At 68.0% G+C, this 15,394-nt stretch carries 16 protein-coding genes and 1 pseudogene; 3 read left to right on the plus strand and 14 right to left on the minus strand.

Going from position 1 to position 15,394, the window contains the following annotated elements; all coding sequences use genetic code 11:
• Positions 1-79: 79 nt before the first annotated feature.
• Positions 80-1,132, minus strand: a complete 1,053-nt coding sequence (locus FK530_RS23795) for an IS3 family transposase (protein ID WP_146489356.1) — start codon at positions 1,130-1,132, stop codon at positions 80-82.
• On the opposite strand from FK530_RS23795, the pseudogene istB reads away from it, so the two are divergent.
• A pseudogene (gene istB / locus FK530_RS23800) lies at positions 1,014-1,538 on the plus strand (IS21-like element helper ATPase IstB); the annotation flags it as partial. The gene FK530_RS23795 and the pseudogene istB sit on opposite strands and share 119 nt — an antisense overlap.
• A gap of 15 nt (positions 1,539-1,553) precedes the next feature.
• Here the strand turns inward: istB and FK530_RS23805 are convergent.
• From FK530_RS23805 to FK530_RS23840, 8 genes are all read right to left on the minus strand, one after another.
• On the minus strand, positions 1,554-1,739 hold the full coding sequence (locus tag FK530_RS23805; RefSeq protein ID WP_146489357.1) for a hypothetical protein: 186 nt from the start codon (positions 1,737-1,739) through the stop codon (positions 1,554-1,556).
• Between the two features lie 340 nt (positions 1,740-2,079).
• Positions 2,080-3,096: a recombinase gene (locus FK530_RS23810; RefSeq protein WP_114514612.1), complete on the minus strand. Its 1,017-nt coding sequence runs from the start codon at positions 3,094-3,096 to the stop codon at positions 2,080-2,082.
• A complete protein-coding gene (locus FK530_RS23815; RefSeq protein ID WP_231706774.1) occupies positions 3,093-4,268 on the minus strand; it encodes a tyrosine-type recombinase/integrase in 1,176 nt (391 codons plus the stop codon). Before FK530_RS23815 ends, FK530_RS23810 begins: the two co-directional genes overlap by 4 nt.
• Positions 4,265-4,462, minus strand: a complete 198-nt coding sequence (locus FK530_RS23820; protein WP_114514613.1) for a hypothetical protein — start codon at positions 4,460-4,462, stop codon at positions 4,265-4,267. The genes FK530_RS23815 and FK530_RS23820 overlap by 4 nt, the downstream gene beginning before the upstream one ends.
• 219 nt (positions 4,463-4,681) lie before the next feature.
• Entirely contained in the window at positions 4,682-5,188 is a 507-nt protein-coding gene (locus tag FK530_RS23825) for a hypothetical protein (RefSeq protein ID WP_146489358.1), read from the minus strand.
• Positions 5,189-5,600: 412 nt separating this feature from the next.
• Positions 5,601-6,518, minus strand: a complete 918-nt coding sequence (locus FK530_RS23830; protein WP_114514615.1) for a ParB/RepB/Spo0J family partition protein — start codon at positions 6,516-6,518, stop codon at positions 5,601-5,603.
• Between the two features lies 1 nt (position 6,519).
• On the minus strand, positions 6,520-7,224 hold the full coding sequence (locus FK530_RS23835; RefSeq protein ID WP_114514616.1) for a ParA family protein: 705 nt from the start codon (positions 7,222-7,224) through the stop codon (positions 6,520-6,522).
• Positions 7,225-7,493: 269 nt separating this feature from the next.
• Positions 7,494-7,829, minus strand: a complete 336-nt coding sequence (locus tag FK530_RS23840) for a hypothetical protein (RefSeq protein WP_114514617.1) — start codon at positions 7,827-7,829, stop codon at positions 7,494-7,496.
• A 255-nt stretch (positions 7,830-8,084) separates the two neighbouring features.
• On the opposite strand from FK530_RS23840, the gene FK530_RS26940 reads away from it, so the two are divergent.
• On the plus strand, positions 8,085-9,431 hold the full coding sequence (locus FK530_RS26940) for a DUF8462 domain-containing protein (RefSeq protein WP_269434183.1): 1,347 nt from the start codon (positions 8,085-8,087) through the stop codon (positions 9,429-9,431).
• A 1-nt stretch (position 9,432) separates the two neighbouring features.
• Here the strand turns inward: FK530_RS26940 and FK530_RS23850 are convergent, their stop codons facing one another.
• The 4 genes from FK530_RS23850 to FK530_RS23865 all read right to left on the minus strand — a co-directional run bounded on the left by FK530_RS23850 (position 9,433) and on the right by FK530_RS23865 (position 14,007).
• Complete coding sequence (locus FK530_RS23850; RefSeq protein ID WP_158645190.1) at positions 9,433-10,512, minus strand: nucleotidyl transferase AbiEii/AbiGii toxin family protein; 1,080 nt, start codon at positions 10,510-10,512, stop codon at positions 9,433-9,435.
• The gene (locus FK530_RS23855; RefSeq protein ID WP_114514619.1) at positions 10,509-11,234 is read right to left on the minus strand and encodes a type IV toxin-antitoxin system AbiEi family antitoxin domain-containing protein; all 726 of its coding nucleotides are present in this window, start codon (positions 11,232-11,234) and stop codon (positions 10,509-10,511) included. The genes FK530_RS23850 and FK530_RS23855 overlap by 4 nt, the downstream gene beginning before the upstream one ends.
• 12 nt (positions 11,235-11,246) lie before the next feature.
• Positions 11,247-13,352, minus strand: a complete 2,106-nt coding sequence (locus FK530_RS23860) for a helix-turn-helix domain-containing protein (RefSeq protein WP_231706775.1) — start codon at positions 13,350-13,352, stop codon at positions 11,247-11,249.
• 409 nt (positions 13,353-13,761) lie between these two features.
• Positions 13,762-14,007 carry a hypothetical protein gene (locus FK530_RS23865; RefSeq protein ID WP_146489359.1) on the minus strand — a complete coding sequence of 82 codons (246 nt, stop codon included), beginning with the start codon at positions 14,005-14,007 and terminating at the stop codon, positions 13,762-13,764.
• A gap of 164 nt (positions 14,008-14,171) precedes the next feature.
• Between FK530_RS23865 and FK530_RS23870 the strand changes: the two genes are divergently transcribed.
• Positions 14,172-14,990 carry a methyltransferase domain-containing protein gene (locus FK530_RS23870; RefSeq protein WP_114514621.1) on the plus strand — a complete coding sequence of 273 codons (819 nt, stop codon included), beginning with the start codon at positions 14,172-14,174 and terminating at the stop codon, positions 14,988-14,990.
• Here FK530_RS23870 and FK530_RS23875 read toward each other — a convergent pair.
• Positions 14,987-15,241 carry a hypothetical protein gene (locus FK530_RS23875; RefSeq protein ID WP_146489360.1) on the minus strand — a complete coding sequence of 85 codons (255 nt, stop codon included), beginning with the start codon at positions 15,239-15,241 and terminating at the stop codon, positions 14,987-14,989. The two genes, FK530_RS23870 and FK530_RS23875, sit on opposite strands and share 4 nt — an antisense overlap.
• Between the last annotated feature and the right edge of the window lie 153 nt (positions 15,242-15,394).

Consider the following 15,394-nt stretch of genomic DNA (forward strand, 5'->3'; position numbering starts at 1 on the left):
CTACCACCGCCGACGCCGTCAGGTCCGCCTCGGCCGGTTGACGCCCGTCGAATACGAGACGATCATCAACACAGCCGCCTCAGCGGCATGACACCGACACTGTCACCCGATCGTGCAGCAGTCCCGGAGTGCAGTAGTGATCGCAGGATGTAGTGCTCGAGTGTCGGCGGTGCGGGTTGTACCAGGCTTCGATCCATTCGAAGATCGCGGAAGCGAGCTGCTCGGTGGTGTCCCAGGTGCGGGTGTCGAGCAGCTCGCGTTGCATTGTCGACCAGAACGATTCCATCATCGTGTTGTCCACCGACGAGGCGACGCGACCCATCGATCCGAGCAGCCCCGCTGAGCGCAGACGATGACCGAAAACCCAAGAGGTATACTGACTTCCACGATCTGAATGCATGATCGTCCCGGCGTCGGGGTTGCGTCGCCAGAGCGCCATCTGCAGGGCGTCGACAACCAGATCGGTGCGCATGTGATCGGCGATGGACCAGCCGACGATCCGCCTCGAATACGTGTCGAGGACGGCGCAGCAGTAGACCTTGCCGCCCGTGCGGGCGGGGTGTTCGGTGATGTCTGTGCACCAGATCTGATCCGGCCGCTCCGCGACGAACCGCCGTTGCAGCAGGTCATCGTGCACCGCCGGGGCCGGCCTGCCGCGTTTCTTGCGGCGAGCTCCGATACCGGCGATGCCGAGCAGCCGCATCAGCCGGGCGACCCGCTTACGGCCGGCTCGCTCACCGCTGCCCAGGCGCAGTTCCGCATGCACCCGCGGCGATCCGTAGCAGCCCCGCGACCCGGTATGGATATCGCGGATCACGTTCGCCAAGTGAGCATCCGATTCATCCCGCACCGAGGCGGGACGATCACGCCACTCGTAATACCCCGACGTGGACACGTTCAGCATCTCGCAGGCCACCGCGACGGGATATCCGTCCGCGGCGAGCTCATGGACCAGCGAGAACCCTATTTTGGGAGGACATTCTCCCGCGCGAAATACGCCGATGCGCGTTTGACACCTACCGAGTCTGCGGCGTGACGTGTTGGCGCACTTGGCGACCGGCACCTTCGTCGCCAAGTCCGAGAACGTGATCCTGCTCGGCCCGCCCGGAATCGGGAAGACCCACCTCGCCATCGGACTCGGGGTGAAGGCCGCGCAGAACGGCTACTCGGTGCTCTTCGATACGGCGACGAACTGGATCGCACGGCTGACCGCCGCGCATCAGGCCGGCCGCCTCGAGGCCGACCTGAAGAAGATCCGCCGCTACAAGCTGATCATCGTCGACGAGTTGGGCTACATCCCTTTCGACCCGGACGCGGCGAACCTGTTCTTCCAGCTCGTCTCCACGCGTTACGAGCAGGGCTCGATCATGGTCACGAGCAACCTGCCGTTCGGCCGCTGGGGCGAGACCTTCTCCGACGACGTCGTCGCAGCAGCGATGATCGACCGGCTGGTGCACCACGCCGAGGTTCTCACCCTCTCCGGCGACAGCTACCGCACTCGATCCCGCCGCGAGCTCCTCGGCAAGGATCGCGACTAACTACCAGACAGCTGCTCAGTTTTCAGTCGTCGTTTGCTGCTCAGGATTCGCCCGGCGTTGACACATCGGGTCGGTGTAGACCGCCGCGGAGCCGTAGGTGGCCTGTAGGTGGTCTGCGACTTCGATTTGAAGCCGCGAGCGACCAGAATTGGCGATATAGCGAGCCATGCTGGTTGCAGCCTGATCGGCGGTCGCGTTCATGGCTCAGGTGATACACCAGCACTCCGACAAGTCCGGGTGGCGCAGTCAGGTTGGTGCAGCGAAAGAGGGTGGTGGTGCCCCGCGCGCCGGTCGCGGGGGGAGGTTGCGACGGCGCTGCGGGACGCCTGAAGGGCATGGGGGGATGCCCTCGGTGAATTATGCCCGCTGTCGCGTTGGCACCGGGATCGGGTGTACGTGGCGTATCGCGTTGGTGATGCGGGTGTCGAGCTCTGGGCTGGTGCGCACCGTTGGGTCGAACCGGCCGGCTTCGGCGGCGAGGAGTGCATCGAGGGCGCGGGCCCGGAGTTATGCTTCGTTCATACGAATTGGACGCACCAGCTCAGGGATCGGTTCCGTTCTCGGTTGCGTCGTCGAGGATGCGCAGTAGGTCCTCGAGGAGTGCTCCTGCTCGGGTGTCGAGGTCGTCGAGGACGTCATCGACGTGAGCGAGGGCTAGCTGAGCGCCGCGGCGGGCAGCGAGCCCGCGTTCCCAGCTGGTCGGGTCGAGCGGTGCTGGAGGTCCGACGATCGGTGTCGCTGGGATCGGTTCCGTGTGGGCGTGCTGACGTTGCGCGATCCGGCGGTGGGGCGCGGCCCCGTCGGTGAGGTGGGCGCGGAGCAGGTGGGAGACGACGGGAGCACTGAGGTGGAGGCTGGTGTCGAGCGGAGGCGCGCCCCAGCTGTCGAGCGGCGTGAACAGGGGCGCGGTGTCGGGCAGGGCCGGCACCATGGGTGTCGGGTCGCCGCGGAGCGCCACGGCGGCGATGCTCGGGCTGGGGACGTGGTGCTGGAGCGCACGGAGCGCCAGCCACTCCTCGAGGACCGTGGTCGGGGATACGCCGAGGCCGCGGAGCGCGGGATCGGTCGCGAAGGTCTCGCCGTCCGTGGTGACGTGCAGCTGGTCGGTGGTGTCGTCGACGTGGACCTGGCCCGCGGCGGTGCGAGCGATCGCGGTCGGCCGGATGCCGCTAGTGGCGAGGATCAGGAGCAGGGCGTCGCGGCGGACGAACAGGTTGGCCGGCCATCCCTCGATGGCGCGGGCGTCGGCCGCGGTGATGATGTCGGCCGCGATCGCGGTGAGCTGGCGGCGGCGGGCCGCGCGGGAGGAGTCGATGTGCTCGCGCACCGTCTCGGCGAGGCCGGGTGGACGGTGGCCGGCGCGGCGGTGCGCGCCGTTGATCACGGCGACCCGGCGCCGTTGCGTGCGGGGTGCTGCGGGGTTGGCGGCGATGAACCGGGCGAGCACGTCGGGGGACGCGGGAATCGAGTGCTCGTCGACGGCGGCGCACCAGTCGGCCCAGAGCGTCCAGGTGGCTCGATCGCGCACACCGAATCCGTCCACCGCAGGCGTAGTCATAGGCCGAGTTTCGTGACGGAATTGCCTACCAGGGGCGCATTTTCGCGGCGGTAGCGGATCACGGTGGCGACGTTGGTGTGGCCGGTCTGCGCCATCACTTCCTCGAAGGTGGCGCCGTTCCGCAGGGCCTGCGAGACGTGCCCAGAGCGGAGGCTGTGTGCGCCGAGCCGGGCGACGACCGCGGGGTCGACGTCGGCGCGCTGCGCGCGGCGCCGCACGATGGCGTGCACGGACGAGGCGGCCAGGGCCTGGTCGCCCACCAGGCCGTTGCGGCGGATCGACCGGAAGAACGGGCGGCGGGCCGCGACCCAGCAGCCGACGACCGCCTCGGGGTCGCTGCACACGTGCCCAGTCGCCTCCAGCGACGGTGCGGCGGTGAGCACGCGGATGACGCCGCGGCGGCCGTAGCGGTCGCTGGCGGCGACGACCTCGGCCCAGCGCACCGCGGCGCACACCGGGCACCGGAGCGGGTCTTCGGCGCGCGGCGCGGGATGCAGGCGCCCTTCGCCTTCCTGGTCGGTCTTCGACCGCGTCACGGTCACGTGCAGGCCGTCGGCGCGGTGCAGCTGCACGTCCGCTCCGGTGAGCGCGACCAGCTCGGAGCGACGGATGCTGGTCGCCAGGCCGACGAGCAGCAGGGCACTGTCACGGCGCTCGACGACCGCGTCGGCCCACCCGTAGACCTGCTCGCGCGCCGTGGTGACCAGGTCCATGATGTCGTCGGTGAGCAATGGCGCGCGCGGCACGCGCGGTCGTTCCCCCGCGCTGGCGTACTCGCGCTTGATCCCAGAGAGGGTCGCGCGTACCAGCGTGTGCCGGGTCGGAAGGTCGGTGATGCCGGCGCGGCGGTGCCGATCGGCGATCGCGCTGACCCACTTGCTCAGCGTCGACGGCGCGTACGCCCGCTCCCCCGCCTCGGTGAGGGTGTCCCGGGCGACGACGAGGTATGCGGCGATCGTCTCCGGCGCCGCGGGGAGCGCGCGGTAGCCGCTGTCCATGCACCAGTCCTCGAACCGGGTCCACGCGGCGTGGTACGCCCGGCTGGTGCCCGACGCCTGCGCGTGCTCGACGACCTCGGCCATGCGGGCGAGGATCTCCGGCGGCAGCGCGACCAGGCCGTCGTGGTCGATCAGGGTGTCACGTGACGCGAGGTCGCTCGACGGTTCGGTCACCGAGAACCGCCGCCGGGTTCCACCTCGGAGCGGGTGAGCCCGGACGCCGGGCACCGCAGGCGCCCGCGCGGCGCCGGCAGCGGGTGGTCGACGAACACCGGCTCATCCTCCCCGGGCCACACCGTCGTGGCCACGCTGGCGGAGCACCACGGGCACACCGTGGCTGCGTCGCGAGTGCCCACCTGCGCGTTCATGCCTACAGACGCTACCAAATAGGTTGTGACCTGCATAGTGTCTATTTTGTCTGCGGGAATAGAAATTCCCGCGTGCTATCGCATCCAAATAGGGTGCAACAATGCTCAGAGTGGGTGATCGGCGACGAAATTTTGCCGGGGTCCCAGATTTCGTGGCCAAATCCCAGGTGACTTGGCCACTGCGTGGCCATTTGGCCAGGTAGCCGAGGTCACCGCGGGTCACGGGGCGTGCGGGAGCGACCTCCCCGCGAAGAATGACCACGTTCCGCGGGACTGGCGTGATATGCCGCCCTGCAACGCCGACTGTCGACCAGTCGAGTCTCTACCGCACGAGGGTTTCGTCACTGTGACAGGTGTTTCCCGGCACGCGCTGGCCGCTGCGACCGCGGTGATGATCACCTCGTCGTAGATCGCCATGCCGCGATCAGGGTCCAGCATGCCCTCGGCGTTGATCGCGTCCTCAGCGTCGATCAGAGCGCGCACGATGTGGTACCCGTGCGCATCGTGCGCGACGTCAGCGAGGATCCTGGCCGGGTCGACGACCAGGGCGGCAGTGTCGACCCAGCGATCGGCCTGCGAGTAGGACGGGTGCTGCGCGTTGCGGGCCAGCAGGTCCACCCGCGTCGCGTAGACCAGCGCAGCGCGCCGGACCTCCGCACGGTGCACGGACCGATCGAGCAGCTGCCGAGCGACGGGATTCGCAGCAGCGGCACCCCGCATCGACACCCCCCAAAATAATCAAACAGCGACATGGAACTAGCCTCACTTCCCGGCCCCGCGGCGCAGCACGTGACCGGCTGCATCGTCATACGCGGCGGCGCGCTCGTCCTTCCTACCCCCTCGGCGCGCACACAGCCCCCACGCGGCGCGTTCCGCCCGAAGCCAGACTTGCCACTCAGACTGGCAACCCAGAACACCCCCAGGTGTGCGACCACACGAAGCTCCGGCAACACTGTTCGGCCCCCTCGTCGCGCGCCGTCACACCCCGCGCGCTGGCCGCAGCTCCTCGCCTTTACCGCGGTAAAGCCTTCTGGATCGACGCGCCCAGATCGCCTTTACCGCGGTAAAGACGCCAGCAACCCCCGGCCTTTACCGCGGTAAAGGCCGGGGGTTGTGCGGCATAACGCCAGGTCGGGCGCTATTTTCTAGCGCGGGCGAGTTTCGACAGGGTTGTCGCCAGTTCCTTGAGTTCGCTTGCGTCGAGCGTCTCGGCGAGGCCGGCCGCGAGGATCGCGGGCGGTGCAGCCAATCGCCTCACCGTCTTGGCTACCGACTCAGGCGTGGCTTCACGGGCGCCCCGCTTGCTCTTCCCTCGCTCCCCCTGCTTCGATGGGGACTGCTCGCCTCCCCCCTCCCCTGCCGAGTCTTCCTCGGTTCGGAACTGCGCCCTGGCATCGGCCTGCTCGCCGGGAGGAAGTGAGGCAATGGAGCGGGCATCACGCACAGCGAGGGTGCCTGCACGGACTTCGTCACGCAGCGGCTCGATGAGCTTCAGGAGCGCCCGTCGCTGCGACACGAAGCCTTCGGTGCGCTTGAGCTGTTCGGCCGCCTTGGAGGCCGTGCCTACCTCCGCGATGAGCTGTTCGATCGCTTCGGCCTCCTCGATCGGGTTGAAGTTGCGGCGGTCGATGTTCTCGACGATCGCTGTGCGTACGAGGTCTGCCCGGGTCTTCGCGAGGCTATCGCGAACGAGGATGTCGAGACCATTGCGCCCGAACTCGTGAGCGGCGGCGAGCCGGCGATTGCCAGCGATGATGACGTACTTGGATCGGCCAACGACCTCGACGTCCTCCGGGAAGGCTGCAAGCCACCGCGAGGCCGTGATTGCAGTCGCGGGTTGGAGCTGCTTCTCGACGATGGAAGCGAGGTCGCTGACGTCTCCAACCTTGCGGTTGCGCGGGTTCCCGACGAGCTGGTCGAGTGGGACGTTCGCGTAGAACTGGCCGTCAACGATGCCGTCCACTGGCGAGTGCTCGCCCACGGAGGCGACCAGCGAGGCAAAGTTCGCTCGCCCGCCGCGGGTACGACCGGCCGAGTCCTGCTTGTTGTTGGCCATATCAGTTGCTCCTCGACTCGATCTCGAGCGCCAGGTCGGTGAAGTCGGACCGAGCTTCCAGACCCACGCGGTTCTTGGGGTATTCGGTCACCAGCTGCCCGGTGACTGCCGCGCGCGAGTGGAGCTTGTACCGCCGGATGACGGTTTTGGCTAGCGGCCAGCCCATCTGGCGGATGAAGGCCTGCGTCTCTTCGAGGTCGGCCTTGCCATCTCGGGGGTCGTAGACGCCGATGACGACGAGGTAGGGCACTCCGGCCGGTTTGATGACCTGTTCGATCGTCCGAGCGGTCGGATCGAAGCAGAGCGGCTCGGTGGTCATGGGAACGATCACGAGGTCGCTCATGGCCACGGCCGCACGGATCGCGCTCTTGGTGTTCTCATTGCCTTCGTCGTCGAGGCTGCTACCGATCCAGCCTGGGGTGTCTAGAAGGACGCGCTGTAGGCGTCCGCTCTGCTTGAGTTTGGGAAGATCGTCCGGCCGCGACAGGTCGACGTCGGTCATATGGAAGGGGAGGGCTTCGATGCGCGACCCCCACCAGATCGCGGACCCCTGGGGATCGAGGGAACCGAGGAGGACAGGGGAGTCCTCCGACTCGGTGTAGTTCGCGCTGAGACTCTTGTTGAGAACAGCTGCAAGGTTGACGGCAGTCGTGGACTTCGCGACCCCGCCCTTCTGATTCACGAAGCTGTAGACGCGTGCGGACATGTGATGATTTCCTTCCGTATGCTTCGCCTGTCGGCTACTTCGGAGGTGGATCGTCTTTACCGCGGTAAAGACGACTGAGGGAACGAAACGCCTTGCGGGAGAATTAAATTCATTCTCAACGTTCGCGGGTTCCACGATACAGCGCGTGCGAGCGTTTGGGAAGCGACTCGCCGAACTTTCCGCGTAGTGATGTTGTGTCGAACGGTTCCAGCACCGCCTTTACCGCGGTAAAGAGCCTCCGCAGGAGGGCGTTGCCGCAGGTAGAAGCCTCAGCGCGCGTGCCGGATCGGGGGAGTGTTGAGGTTGCCGTCCGGCCAGGCGGAGACAGCCTCCTGGGTGACCCAGAGTTCCATGGAGGCGGTTCCGGCGTTACCGATGCGAGGTCGGATGCGGACGTTGATGAGCCATTGCCCGTCGGTGAGGCGGCAGACGCCGAGGACTTCTCCATCCATGGTGAGTTCGAGCCGGACGCCGGCGCTGCGGATCCATAGCGGTAGCCGGTCCGCGCGGGTCGCGGCGAGGGAGAGGTTCGGGAACGCCTTGCTGATGTCGACGCGCACGGGGCGGGGCGGATTCCGCTCTTGCCACACCCTTGGATCGAACATGCATTCATGGTAACGCGGGAAGCGAAGGTGCCGTCAACAGTGCGCATGACCTGCTGATACAGGTTTGGGCTGGCGGGTTCGTCTTCCCTACGTCCCCGCCAGATCTACGGCTACCATAGCACGGGCGTTCGATGATTTCCAATCGGCAGTCTCTGCGGCCCCGCGCACAGGTGTTGTCGGAGCCTGTTTCCCGTGGTCAGATAGTTCTAGATAAATGGCGGGTTTTATCTGAATCTATCTGGTGGGTGGTCGAGCATGGTGCAGCCGAGTCCGTACACGCCTGGTGCGATCGCGCGTCAGGTACCTGGTCGGGACCAGGAGTTGGCCGACTACCAGGAGCGGTTGTCGTTCATGGCTGCGACGCAGTCGCTGGTGCCGCGGATTCGGATCGACCGTGGGCCGCGGGGACTGGGCAAGACGTCGATGTTGCGGGCTGCGGAGACGATGGCAGAGCAGCAGTTCAACGCGCTGACGGTGTGGGTCGTGGCGGGGGAGGGGTCGCTGCTGTCGGCGATCGCGCGGTCGGCTGAGCGTGCGGTGACTGATGTGACTGGTGACCGTGGCGGTGAGCGTGGCCGGCTCAGTGAGCGGCTGACGGTGAAGTTCGGGCTGTCGGTGCCGGGAGTCGGGTCGGCGGAGGCGACGGTGGCGCCTCGTGCGCGTGAACCGGAGGGTGAGGGGCCGGTCGATACCTGGGATCTGCAGGACCTGCTGACCGAGGTCCGGGACAAGGTGCGCAAGCAGCGCCCGGGCGGTGTTGTGGTGTTCGTCGACGAGATCCAGCAGGGCGATCCGGCGAGTCTGCGGACGCTGAGCTACACCTGGCAAAATCTCCAGGCTCGGCGCCCGGATCTGCCGGTTGCGTTGTTCGGAGCGGGCCTGCCGACGAGCACGGCGGTGATCAACAAGGCGGTGACGAACGCGGAGCGGTTCGACTACCGCACCCTCGGTGGCCTCAGCGACGACGCCGCGGCGATCGCGTTGGCGGCGCCAGCGCAGCAGCGTGGGGTGCAGTGGACACCGGAGGCCCTGCGGCGGGCTGTCGCTCGGGCTGAGGGCTATCCATACACGGTGCAGCTGATCGGTGAACACACGTGGGCGGCGGCGGGCCGTCCCGATCCAGGCGCGGTCATCACGGTCGAGCATGTCGAGCGTGGGCAGGCCTTGGTGGACAGGTCGATGCAGCAGATCTACGAGGCGCGCCTGGATCGCGCGACGACGCCGGCGCAGCAGGAGTTCGTGATGGCGATGGCGCAGCTGGGGGACGGACCGGTGCCCCGCGCGTCGATCGCGCAGCGACTGGGCGTGTCGAGCACGGGCTTGTCGACGACGCGCGACGAGCTGCTTGAGGCCGGCGTGGTCACGGAGGCCGGGCGGGGCATGCTGACGTTCGGATTGCCTGGGTTCGCGGAGTTCATCCGCGACGAGCACGGCCTGGAGCTGGCGCCACCGGATCCGGATCGCAGTATCCGGGGCTACGGGGCATTGGGCGCAAGCTTCCGCCGCGGTGACGGCCGTGGACGCGCCGATAGGCAGGAGCTGCCGGGACCGCGGCGGGGGATCGGCCCCGCACCGGAGCGCGATACCGGTCCGGAGCGCTGAGCTACCTCTCGATTCCGTGGTCGCGATCGGTGCCACGCGCGGTCTTCGGCCGCGCAGCTGGGGTGCTGGCTGCCCGTGTTGTCGTCGAGCGTTGACTGCCGGCGGCGCGCAGCGCCGCGTACATGCGAGGCGTGACGGCGGGCTCGTCGGTGCGCGGGGTGTGCGGGTTCCAGCTCAGCTCGGACGGGGTCCAGGTGAGGTGCTGCGGCGCCGCGGTGGCGTCCGCCTGCAGGAGGGTGTCGTAGCAGCGGCGTCCGTGCGCGAGGGCGGCATTGAGGTCGTGGAGGCTGGCGGGCAGTTGGCTGGTCGCGGCGATCTTGGGCCACTTCGTGTACCAGTCCGGGTCGGGCGCGATCAGCTGAGCCGGTAGTACGAGCCCTTCACGGACGCGCTTCTGGTTGTCGATCGCGGCGACGGTCACGTCGTGGTCGATGGGGAAGTGGTCCTCGAGGAGCAGCAGGTCGGCGAGGTCGTGGTGGCGGGTGCTGGCGAGGTCGCGGCCGTGGCGCTCGTACATCGCTGCGAGCTTGTCTGCGACCTGGTCAGAGACGGGGTACACGGCGACGTCAACACTGGCGCTGAATTCCGGTGGCGCCGCGAATCGGTCGACGGTGGGGTAGTGCTCGACCGGCCCGATGAACCCGCCCTTGCCGACCACGAGGTCGATGGGGAACTTATCGAACTCGGTGGGTCCGAGCCAGCAGCCGATCGTGACGCGAAAGCCTTCCAGGTCGTCGCGTTCCTCGGCGCGGGTCACGCGGAACGTGAACGGGTCTACGTCGGGGCGGGCGGCGGCCAGGCGAAGATCGCGCAGGGCCTGGTCTAGGTCGATGCCGTCGCGGCGCAGGAGGTCGAGGTCCTTGGACGGGCGGGCGTTGGGCAGGCGCAGCACCATGGCGGTGCCGCCCTTGAGGATCCACTGGTCGGGCTGGTCGGCGAAGACGCGGGTGAGGAACCGACGAAGCACGAACTGCCGACGCACGTCCTGCAGCTCGCGGCCGGACCTGCGGCCCTCGGCTTTGAGCCGGTCGGTCAGGGCTGCGCGGATCGCCCTCTCGGAGCGGGGATGCGGGCCGGTCACGAGGCGATCAGGTCGTCGAGCTGCAGGACCCCTGCGGCGAGTGCTGCGCGGACCATCTCGACGCTGGTCTTCGAGATCGCGCCGTCCATGGTGACGAGGTCGTCGAGGAAGGCGCGACCGGTCGCAAAGCCCCAGCTCTCGGCGACGGGATCGAGCGCCGCGGCGACCGCGCTGTAGCGGGTGAGCCCGAACCACAGCGCGTCCTTGACCACGCTGGCCAGGTGCCCGCCGTCGCCGGCGTGATCGCGCGCGAGGTCGGTGATCGTGCGCTCGACGGTCGTCACGTGCATCCCGTCGACGATGGTCCAGTCGTCGGGTTCGAGAGGCTGTGTGTGCAGTTGGACGTCGGCCAGGCGGGTCTTGCGCGCCGCCGGCACCGCGAACTCGATCCGGTCGGCGGGGATGTCGCCGATCCCGCTGTGTAGTGCGGCGGCGGTCGCGCCGCGGGCGACGACGGGTGGCGCGCTGTCGCGGATCCGCTCGGACAGCGTCCGCGTCGGGTCGAGACCGATGTAGGCCTCGTGCTCCAGCTCGTGGGCGTCGTCGGGAAACCGGACGAGCCTATGTAGGCCCTGCGCCCGGCGTTCGAGCACGCCGGCCTGAACTAGGCGCCGCACCTGAACAGTTGTCGCGCCGCGAGCGACAAGCTGGGCGGTCGTGACGAAGCCCCACTGGTCCAGCGCAAGGTCGACCGCAAGCTCCTCCACATCCTTCTGAGACATGCATCAAAAATATCACTCCTGGGATGATATTTCCAGTGCGTTGGGGGTGGATGACTTGAGTCCCGCGCGCGCCGCGCGGTGGTCGCGTCGACCACCCGGTCGACGCGGATACGGTGCACGGTCAGCCCAGCTCGGCGCCCCGACGTCGAGGGTCTGCTGGCCTGGGCGTCGGCGCGCACTGCGGTAGCTGCGGCGCCGCTCGGACCGGCCCGCGGTGGTCGTCCACATCATCTCGTCGAGCCACCAGGCCCACAGTTCACGTTCAAGACGATGTTGCTCGATCCGCGCGTCGAGTGTTCCTACGGTGCCAGCAACTGCGGCATAGCCGTCACGGGCCGCCTTGTGCAGCCTCCGGATCGTTCCGTCGGCCTCCAACTCGATCAACCCGCACGCGTGCAGACTCTCCACTGCGCTGGCCAGAGCCTCCACGGGTGTGCTGCGTGGGAGAACCTCCTCGATACGGGCAGGGACAATCGGTAGTCGGGAGTACACCAGGGCGTCCCACGTCGACAGGGCGTCCTGTCCAGTACCCGTGAACGCGTCGTGCGTAGTGAGGTCGCGGCGGCGCTCGGCCTCTGCGAGCATTCGCCGACGCTCGGTGGGCCCTTCCTCGGCTGGGAGCCGGGGGTGCTCCGGTGGGTGAGGATCCCTATCGGGGCCAGTGGCCCCGAGTGACACACGAATGGTCCCCTCACTGGGAGAGCCTGGTGGCCCTCCTGCAGTGCCGGGCGCCTTGTCCGGCCACGTGGTGGCCACCGCTGGTTCGTGGACCGGTGAGAGGCTCCAGACGGCCGCGTGCGGGCCTACGTGTTCGGTGTGCAGGCTCACCCATGCGCCGTTCTGGGCGAGGCGGATGAGGGCGCGGCGGCTTGTCTCGCGGGAGACGCCGGCGCGCTCGGCAAGGGTTCGGATGTCGGCGCCGACGGATAGCTGGACGACGGTGACGGCGATTTCGCAGAGGGCGTCGAGGACGAGCCTGTCGGCGGCGCCGCCCCGGATGCTCCAGCGGTGCATGTCGGCGTCAGCGCGGCGCTGGATGGCTGCGGTCTGTGCGCAGACGATCGCGGTGCGGCGGGCGAAGTCGGGGTCGTCGACGCTGGCATCGTCGAACGTGACGCTGTTCTCCTCGAGGAACTGCACCGCGCGCTGCCAGTCGGCGGCGAGGACGCGCTTGGGGGACTGGCTGCCCTTGCGGGGCCGAGGTTCACGCACGTCCGGGTCCTTCTTGCTGCGCCGGGTGCGGGCGTGCTCCATCCCGGGGAGCCCGGCGAGCCGGGTGTGGACCTCGGTGAAGGTCCAGTGCGCCCGCGCGCAGCTGCACAGCAGCGAGAACAGGACGTCGGAGGTATCCACGTCGGGGGCGATCGGGGCGTGCAGCTTGGCGAGGGCCTGGCCGCCCAGTTCGCGGCGGGTTCCAGGGATCCAGAGGTGCCCGTCGTCTGCCGCGGCGACCGTGACGGTGCGCGCGGCCGCGTCGCCGTAGCGGTCGTCGGCGGGCTGCGCGGCGCGGGCCGCGGTCAGGAGCCGCAGGAGCGCGGCGACCTGCTCGCGGGTCGTCGACCGACCGGCTGGCAGCAGGACCGCCGGGTCGCCGGCGAGGATCGTCGACGCGCCGCCGGCAGGGTGCGGGGCCCCAGGAGGACGGAGCAGGCCCATCTTCTGGTTGCACAGCATCCCGATATCGAGCACCCACGCCCCGCCTTCGGTGACGCGGCCGAAGACACTGCGGGCGACGTCTGCCAGCTCCACGACGTCATCCAGAGCCATCGTCTCGGCGAGCGCCACCCATACGTGGCGGCCACGCGACGGCCCGGACTCGCACACCACGTGCTCGATGCCGCACTCCTGGAGCATCCGCACCAGCTCTTCGGCGGCGTGCTGCGCCGCCGCCCGCGCCCGGGACCGGATCTCTTCGGTCGCACCCTTCGCGTCGAAGTCGAAGCCCAGCAACCGGAACTGGAAGCGTGCGTCCGTCAGGTGAACGGCCCACGGCGTCGCGGGCGCGACGCTGCCGATCGGGGTGATGCCGGCGTCGCTGTACCCATCTGGCATGAGTCGCCGGAGGTCGCCTCGCGGGGACATCTCGCACGCGAAGTCCCAGGCTGCGTCACGCGACACGCCGACACCATCAGCACCAAATGACACACCAGCACCAAGCGCAGGCGTGTTTTCGCAGGTAGGAGAGATGTACGAGTGGGCGTCCCACCCCTGTAGATGTGACGACGCGCCCACACTCGCTGATTCACTTGCAACGTGCTCAGAGTGCGCGCTACCCTGAGACCAGTCCTCGGCGGACAATTGATCCCTTCGGGTAGTGCGGAAACGCATCTGGGATCCAGAGTTTGCAGCTCTGCACCCGAGAAACTTTCGAGAAGACCCTCTAGTTGGCGCTAGGGGGTCTTTTTCGTTCCCGATGAACCTGGAGCGGATTCCCGCTCGTGTTCTGCGCTTCCGCTATGGAATTAGGGTAGGAGAAGTGGCAATCGGGTAGGCGCGCACAGCTATTCGCCGCCATGCTGGCTGGGAATCATGAGGCAGCGCGGTATCCCTTCCCGCTCAGGTCGAGTTGGAGTGCAGGCTGCCGCAGGGAGCTGATGTCGATGTCGCCTCGGACGACTCCAGCGAGGATCTCCTCGATGAACGGGCTCAGCTGTGTGAAGCCGTACTGAGCCTTGAGCGCGGTGAGTGCGGTCTTCTGCTTCGTCGCCATGTACGAGGTGACGACCGTGCGATCACCGTCCCCCTTGGGCGGGCGTCCCATACGTGCAGCCATGGCGTCGATTCTGCTAGTAGAAACTTTCCGGGCGTGGGAGGCGCGCCGTGCTTGTAGAAAGTCTGTCGACTACCTCCCGCAGACACATAACTTACACGCAAAAACCACACGTGCCACTCCTGTGGCAGTCTGGGCGCGCCTGCGGGCGACGGTACGATGCCGCCATGACGCAGAACGACCAGGCCAGCTTCGCCGTCGGCAAGATGCACGAGCCCGAGGTGGAGAGGTTCGTATCCGCCCTCGACCGCCAGGGAGAGATGGACGTCGTTCAGGCGCTGCGGGGGTGGGTCCGCGACCGACTGGAGCTGACCGCCGGCGGCACCGTGGTCGACGTCGGGTGCGGCACGGGCGAGGAGCTGCTGCAGCTGGCGAACATCGTCGGTCAGTCCGGCCGCGCGATCGGCTTCGACGCCAACGACCCGATGCTCGAGACGGCACGCACCCGGACAGCAGGCGTGTCGAACGTCGAGATCGAAAAGGCTGAGGCGTCAGTCCTGCCGTGCGCGACCGGGAGCGTTGATGCACTCGTGTCCGAGAGGGTGCTGCAGCACCTTCAGTACGATCCCGCGGTGGCAGTGGGGGAGTTCGCGCGGGTTGTGCGTGTCGGCGGCCGGGTCGGGCTCACGGACACGGACTGGTCGAGTCTGCAGGTGCTGGTCACGGATGATCCTGTTGCCACCGCGGAGCTCGACGAGGTGCGGGCGCGGATCCCGCTGCCTTTCACGTCGAACCAGGAGGCCGGGAAGCACCTCGAGGAGTACTGCGCCGCGGCGGGCCTTGCCGTGCTGGAGCGGCAGAGCTTCATCCTCGCGGAGTTCGCACCAGCGATGATCCAGGGAGTTCGGGCAGGGCTGTCGGCCGCGGCCGAGCAGGTCTTGGAGCAGCACGAGCTCGCGGCGGCGAACAGGCTGCTCGACGACGCGCTGGGGCGCGATGCGCTCCGGATCGCGGTGCGCCTGCACGCGGTGATCGCGCGGCGCTAGTTCCTGGGGTGTGCCAGGGGCGGGAGTCCGACGAAGTCGGCGTCGGACAGCTCGATCATCATGCGATAGGTGGCGATGCTGTTCTTGGCCGCTCGCCAGCAGGACAGCCGGGACCGGCGGGGCGTCGGCACGTCGCTCCATTCCAGGGTCGGGGCGTTCTCCCGGACGTAGATCCACGTATCGAGTTGGGCGCGTAGCGCACGGTAGCGGTACAGGCGCGCACGTACCGCCGATACCGAATAAGTCGACACTGCCAGAATGAATAGCCCGAGGACGCCCGGGACTGCTGCACGATCGGGTGACAGTGTCGGTGTCATGCCGCTGAGGCGGCTGTGTTGATGATCGTCTCGTATTCGACGGGCGTCAACCGGCCGAGGCGGACCTGACGGCGTCGGCGGTGGTAG

Origin of the sequence: Tsukamurella conjunctivitidis, from assembly GCF_007858475.1 — a bacterium.
GTDB lineage: Bacteria > Actinomycetota > Actinomycetes > Mycobacteriales > Mycobacteriaceae > Tsukamurella > Tsukamurella conjunctivitidis.

Coding starts and splice junctions, on each gene's coding strand:
- FK530_RS23830 (WP_114514615.1), bottom strand. CDS start 6,518: ATGGCCAACAACAAGCAGGACTCGGCCGGTCGTACCCGCGGCGGGCGA.
- FK530_RS23820 (WP_114514613.1), bottom strand. CDS start 4,462: ATGAACGCGCAGGTGGGCACTCGCGACGCAGCCACGGTGTGCCCGTGG.
- FK530_RS23810 (WP_114514612.1), bottom strand. CDS start 3,096: ATGACTACGCCTGCGGTGGACGGATTCGGTGTGCGCGATCGAGCCACC.
- FK530_RS23840 (WP_114514617.1), bottom strand. CDS start 7,829: ATGTTCGATCCAAGGGTGTGGCAAGAGCGGAATCCGCCCCGCCCCGTG.
- FK530_RS23870 (WP_114514621.1), top strand. CDS start 14,172: ATGACGCAGAACGACCAGGCCAGCTTCGCCGTCGGCAAGATGCACGAG.
- FK530_RS23855 (WP_114514619.1), bottom strand. CDS start 11,234: ATGTCTCAGAAGGATGTGGAGGAGCTTGCGGTCGACCTTGCGCTGGAC.
- FK530_RS23795 (WP_146489356.1), bottom strand. CDS start 1,132: ATGGCGAGGTGGGTCTTCCCGATTCCGGGCGGGCCGAGCAGGATCACG.
- FK530_RS23865 (WP_146489359.1), bottom strand. CDS start 14,007: ATGGCTGCACGTATGGGACGCCCGCCCAAGGGGGACGGTGATCGCACG.
- FK530_RS23805 (WP_146489357.1), bottom strand. CDS start 1,739: ATGAACGCGACCGCCGATCAGGCTGCAACCAGCATGGCTCGCTATATC.
- FK530_RS26940 (WP_269434183.1), top strand. CDS start 8,085: ATGGTGCAGCCGAGTCCGTACACGCCTGGTGCGATCGCGCGTCAGGTA.
- FK530_RS23835 (WP_114514616.1), bottom strand. CDS start 7,224: ATGTCCGCACGCGTCTACAGCTTCGTGAATCAGAAGGGCGGGGTCGCG.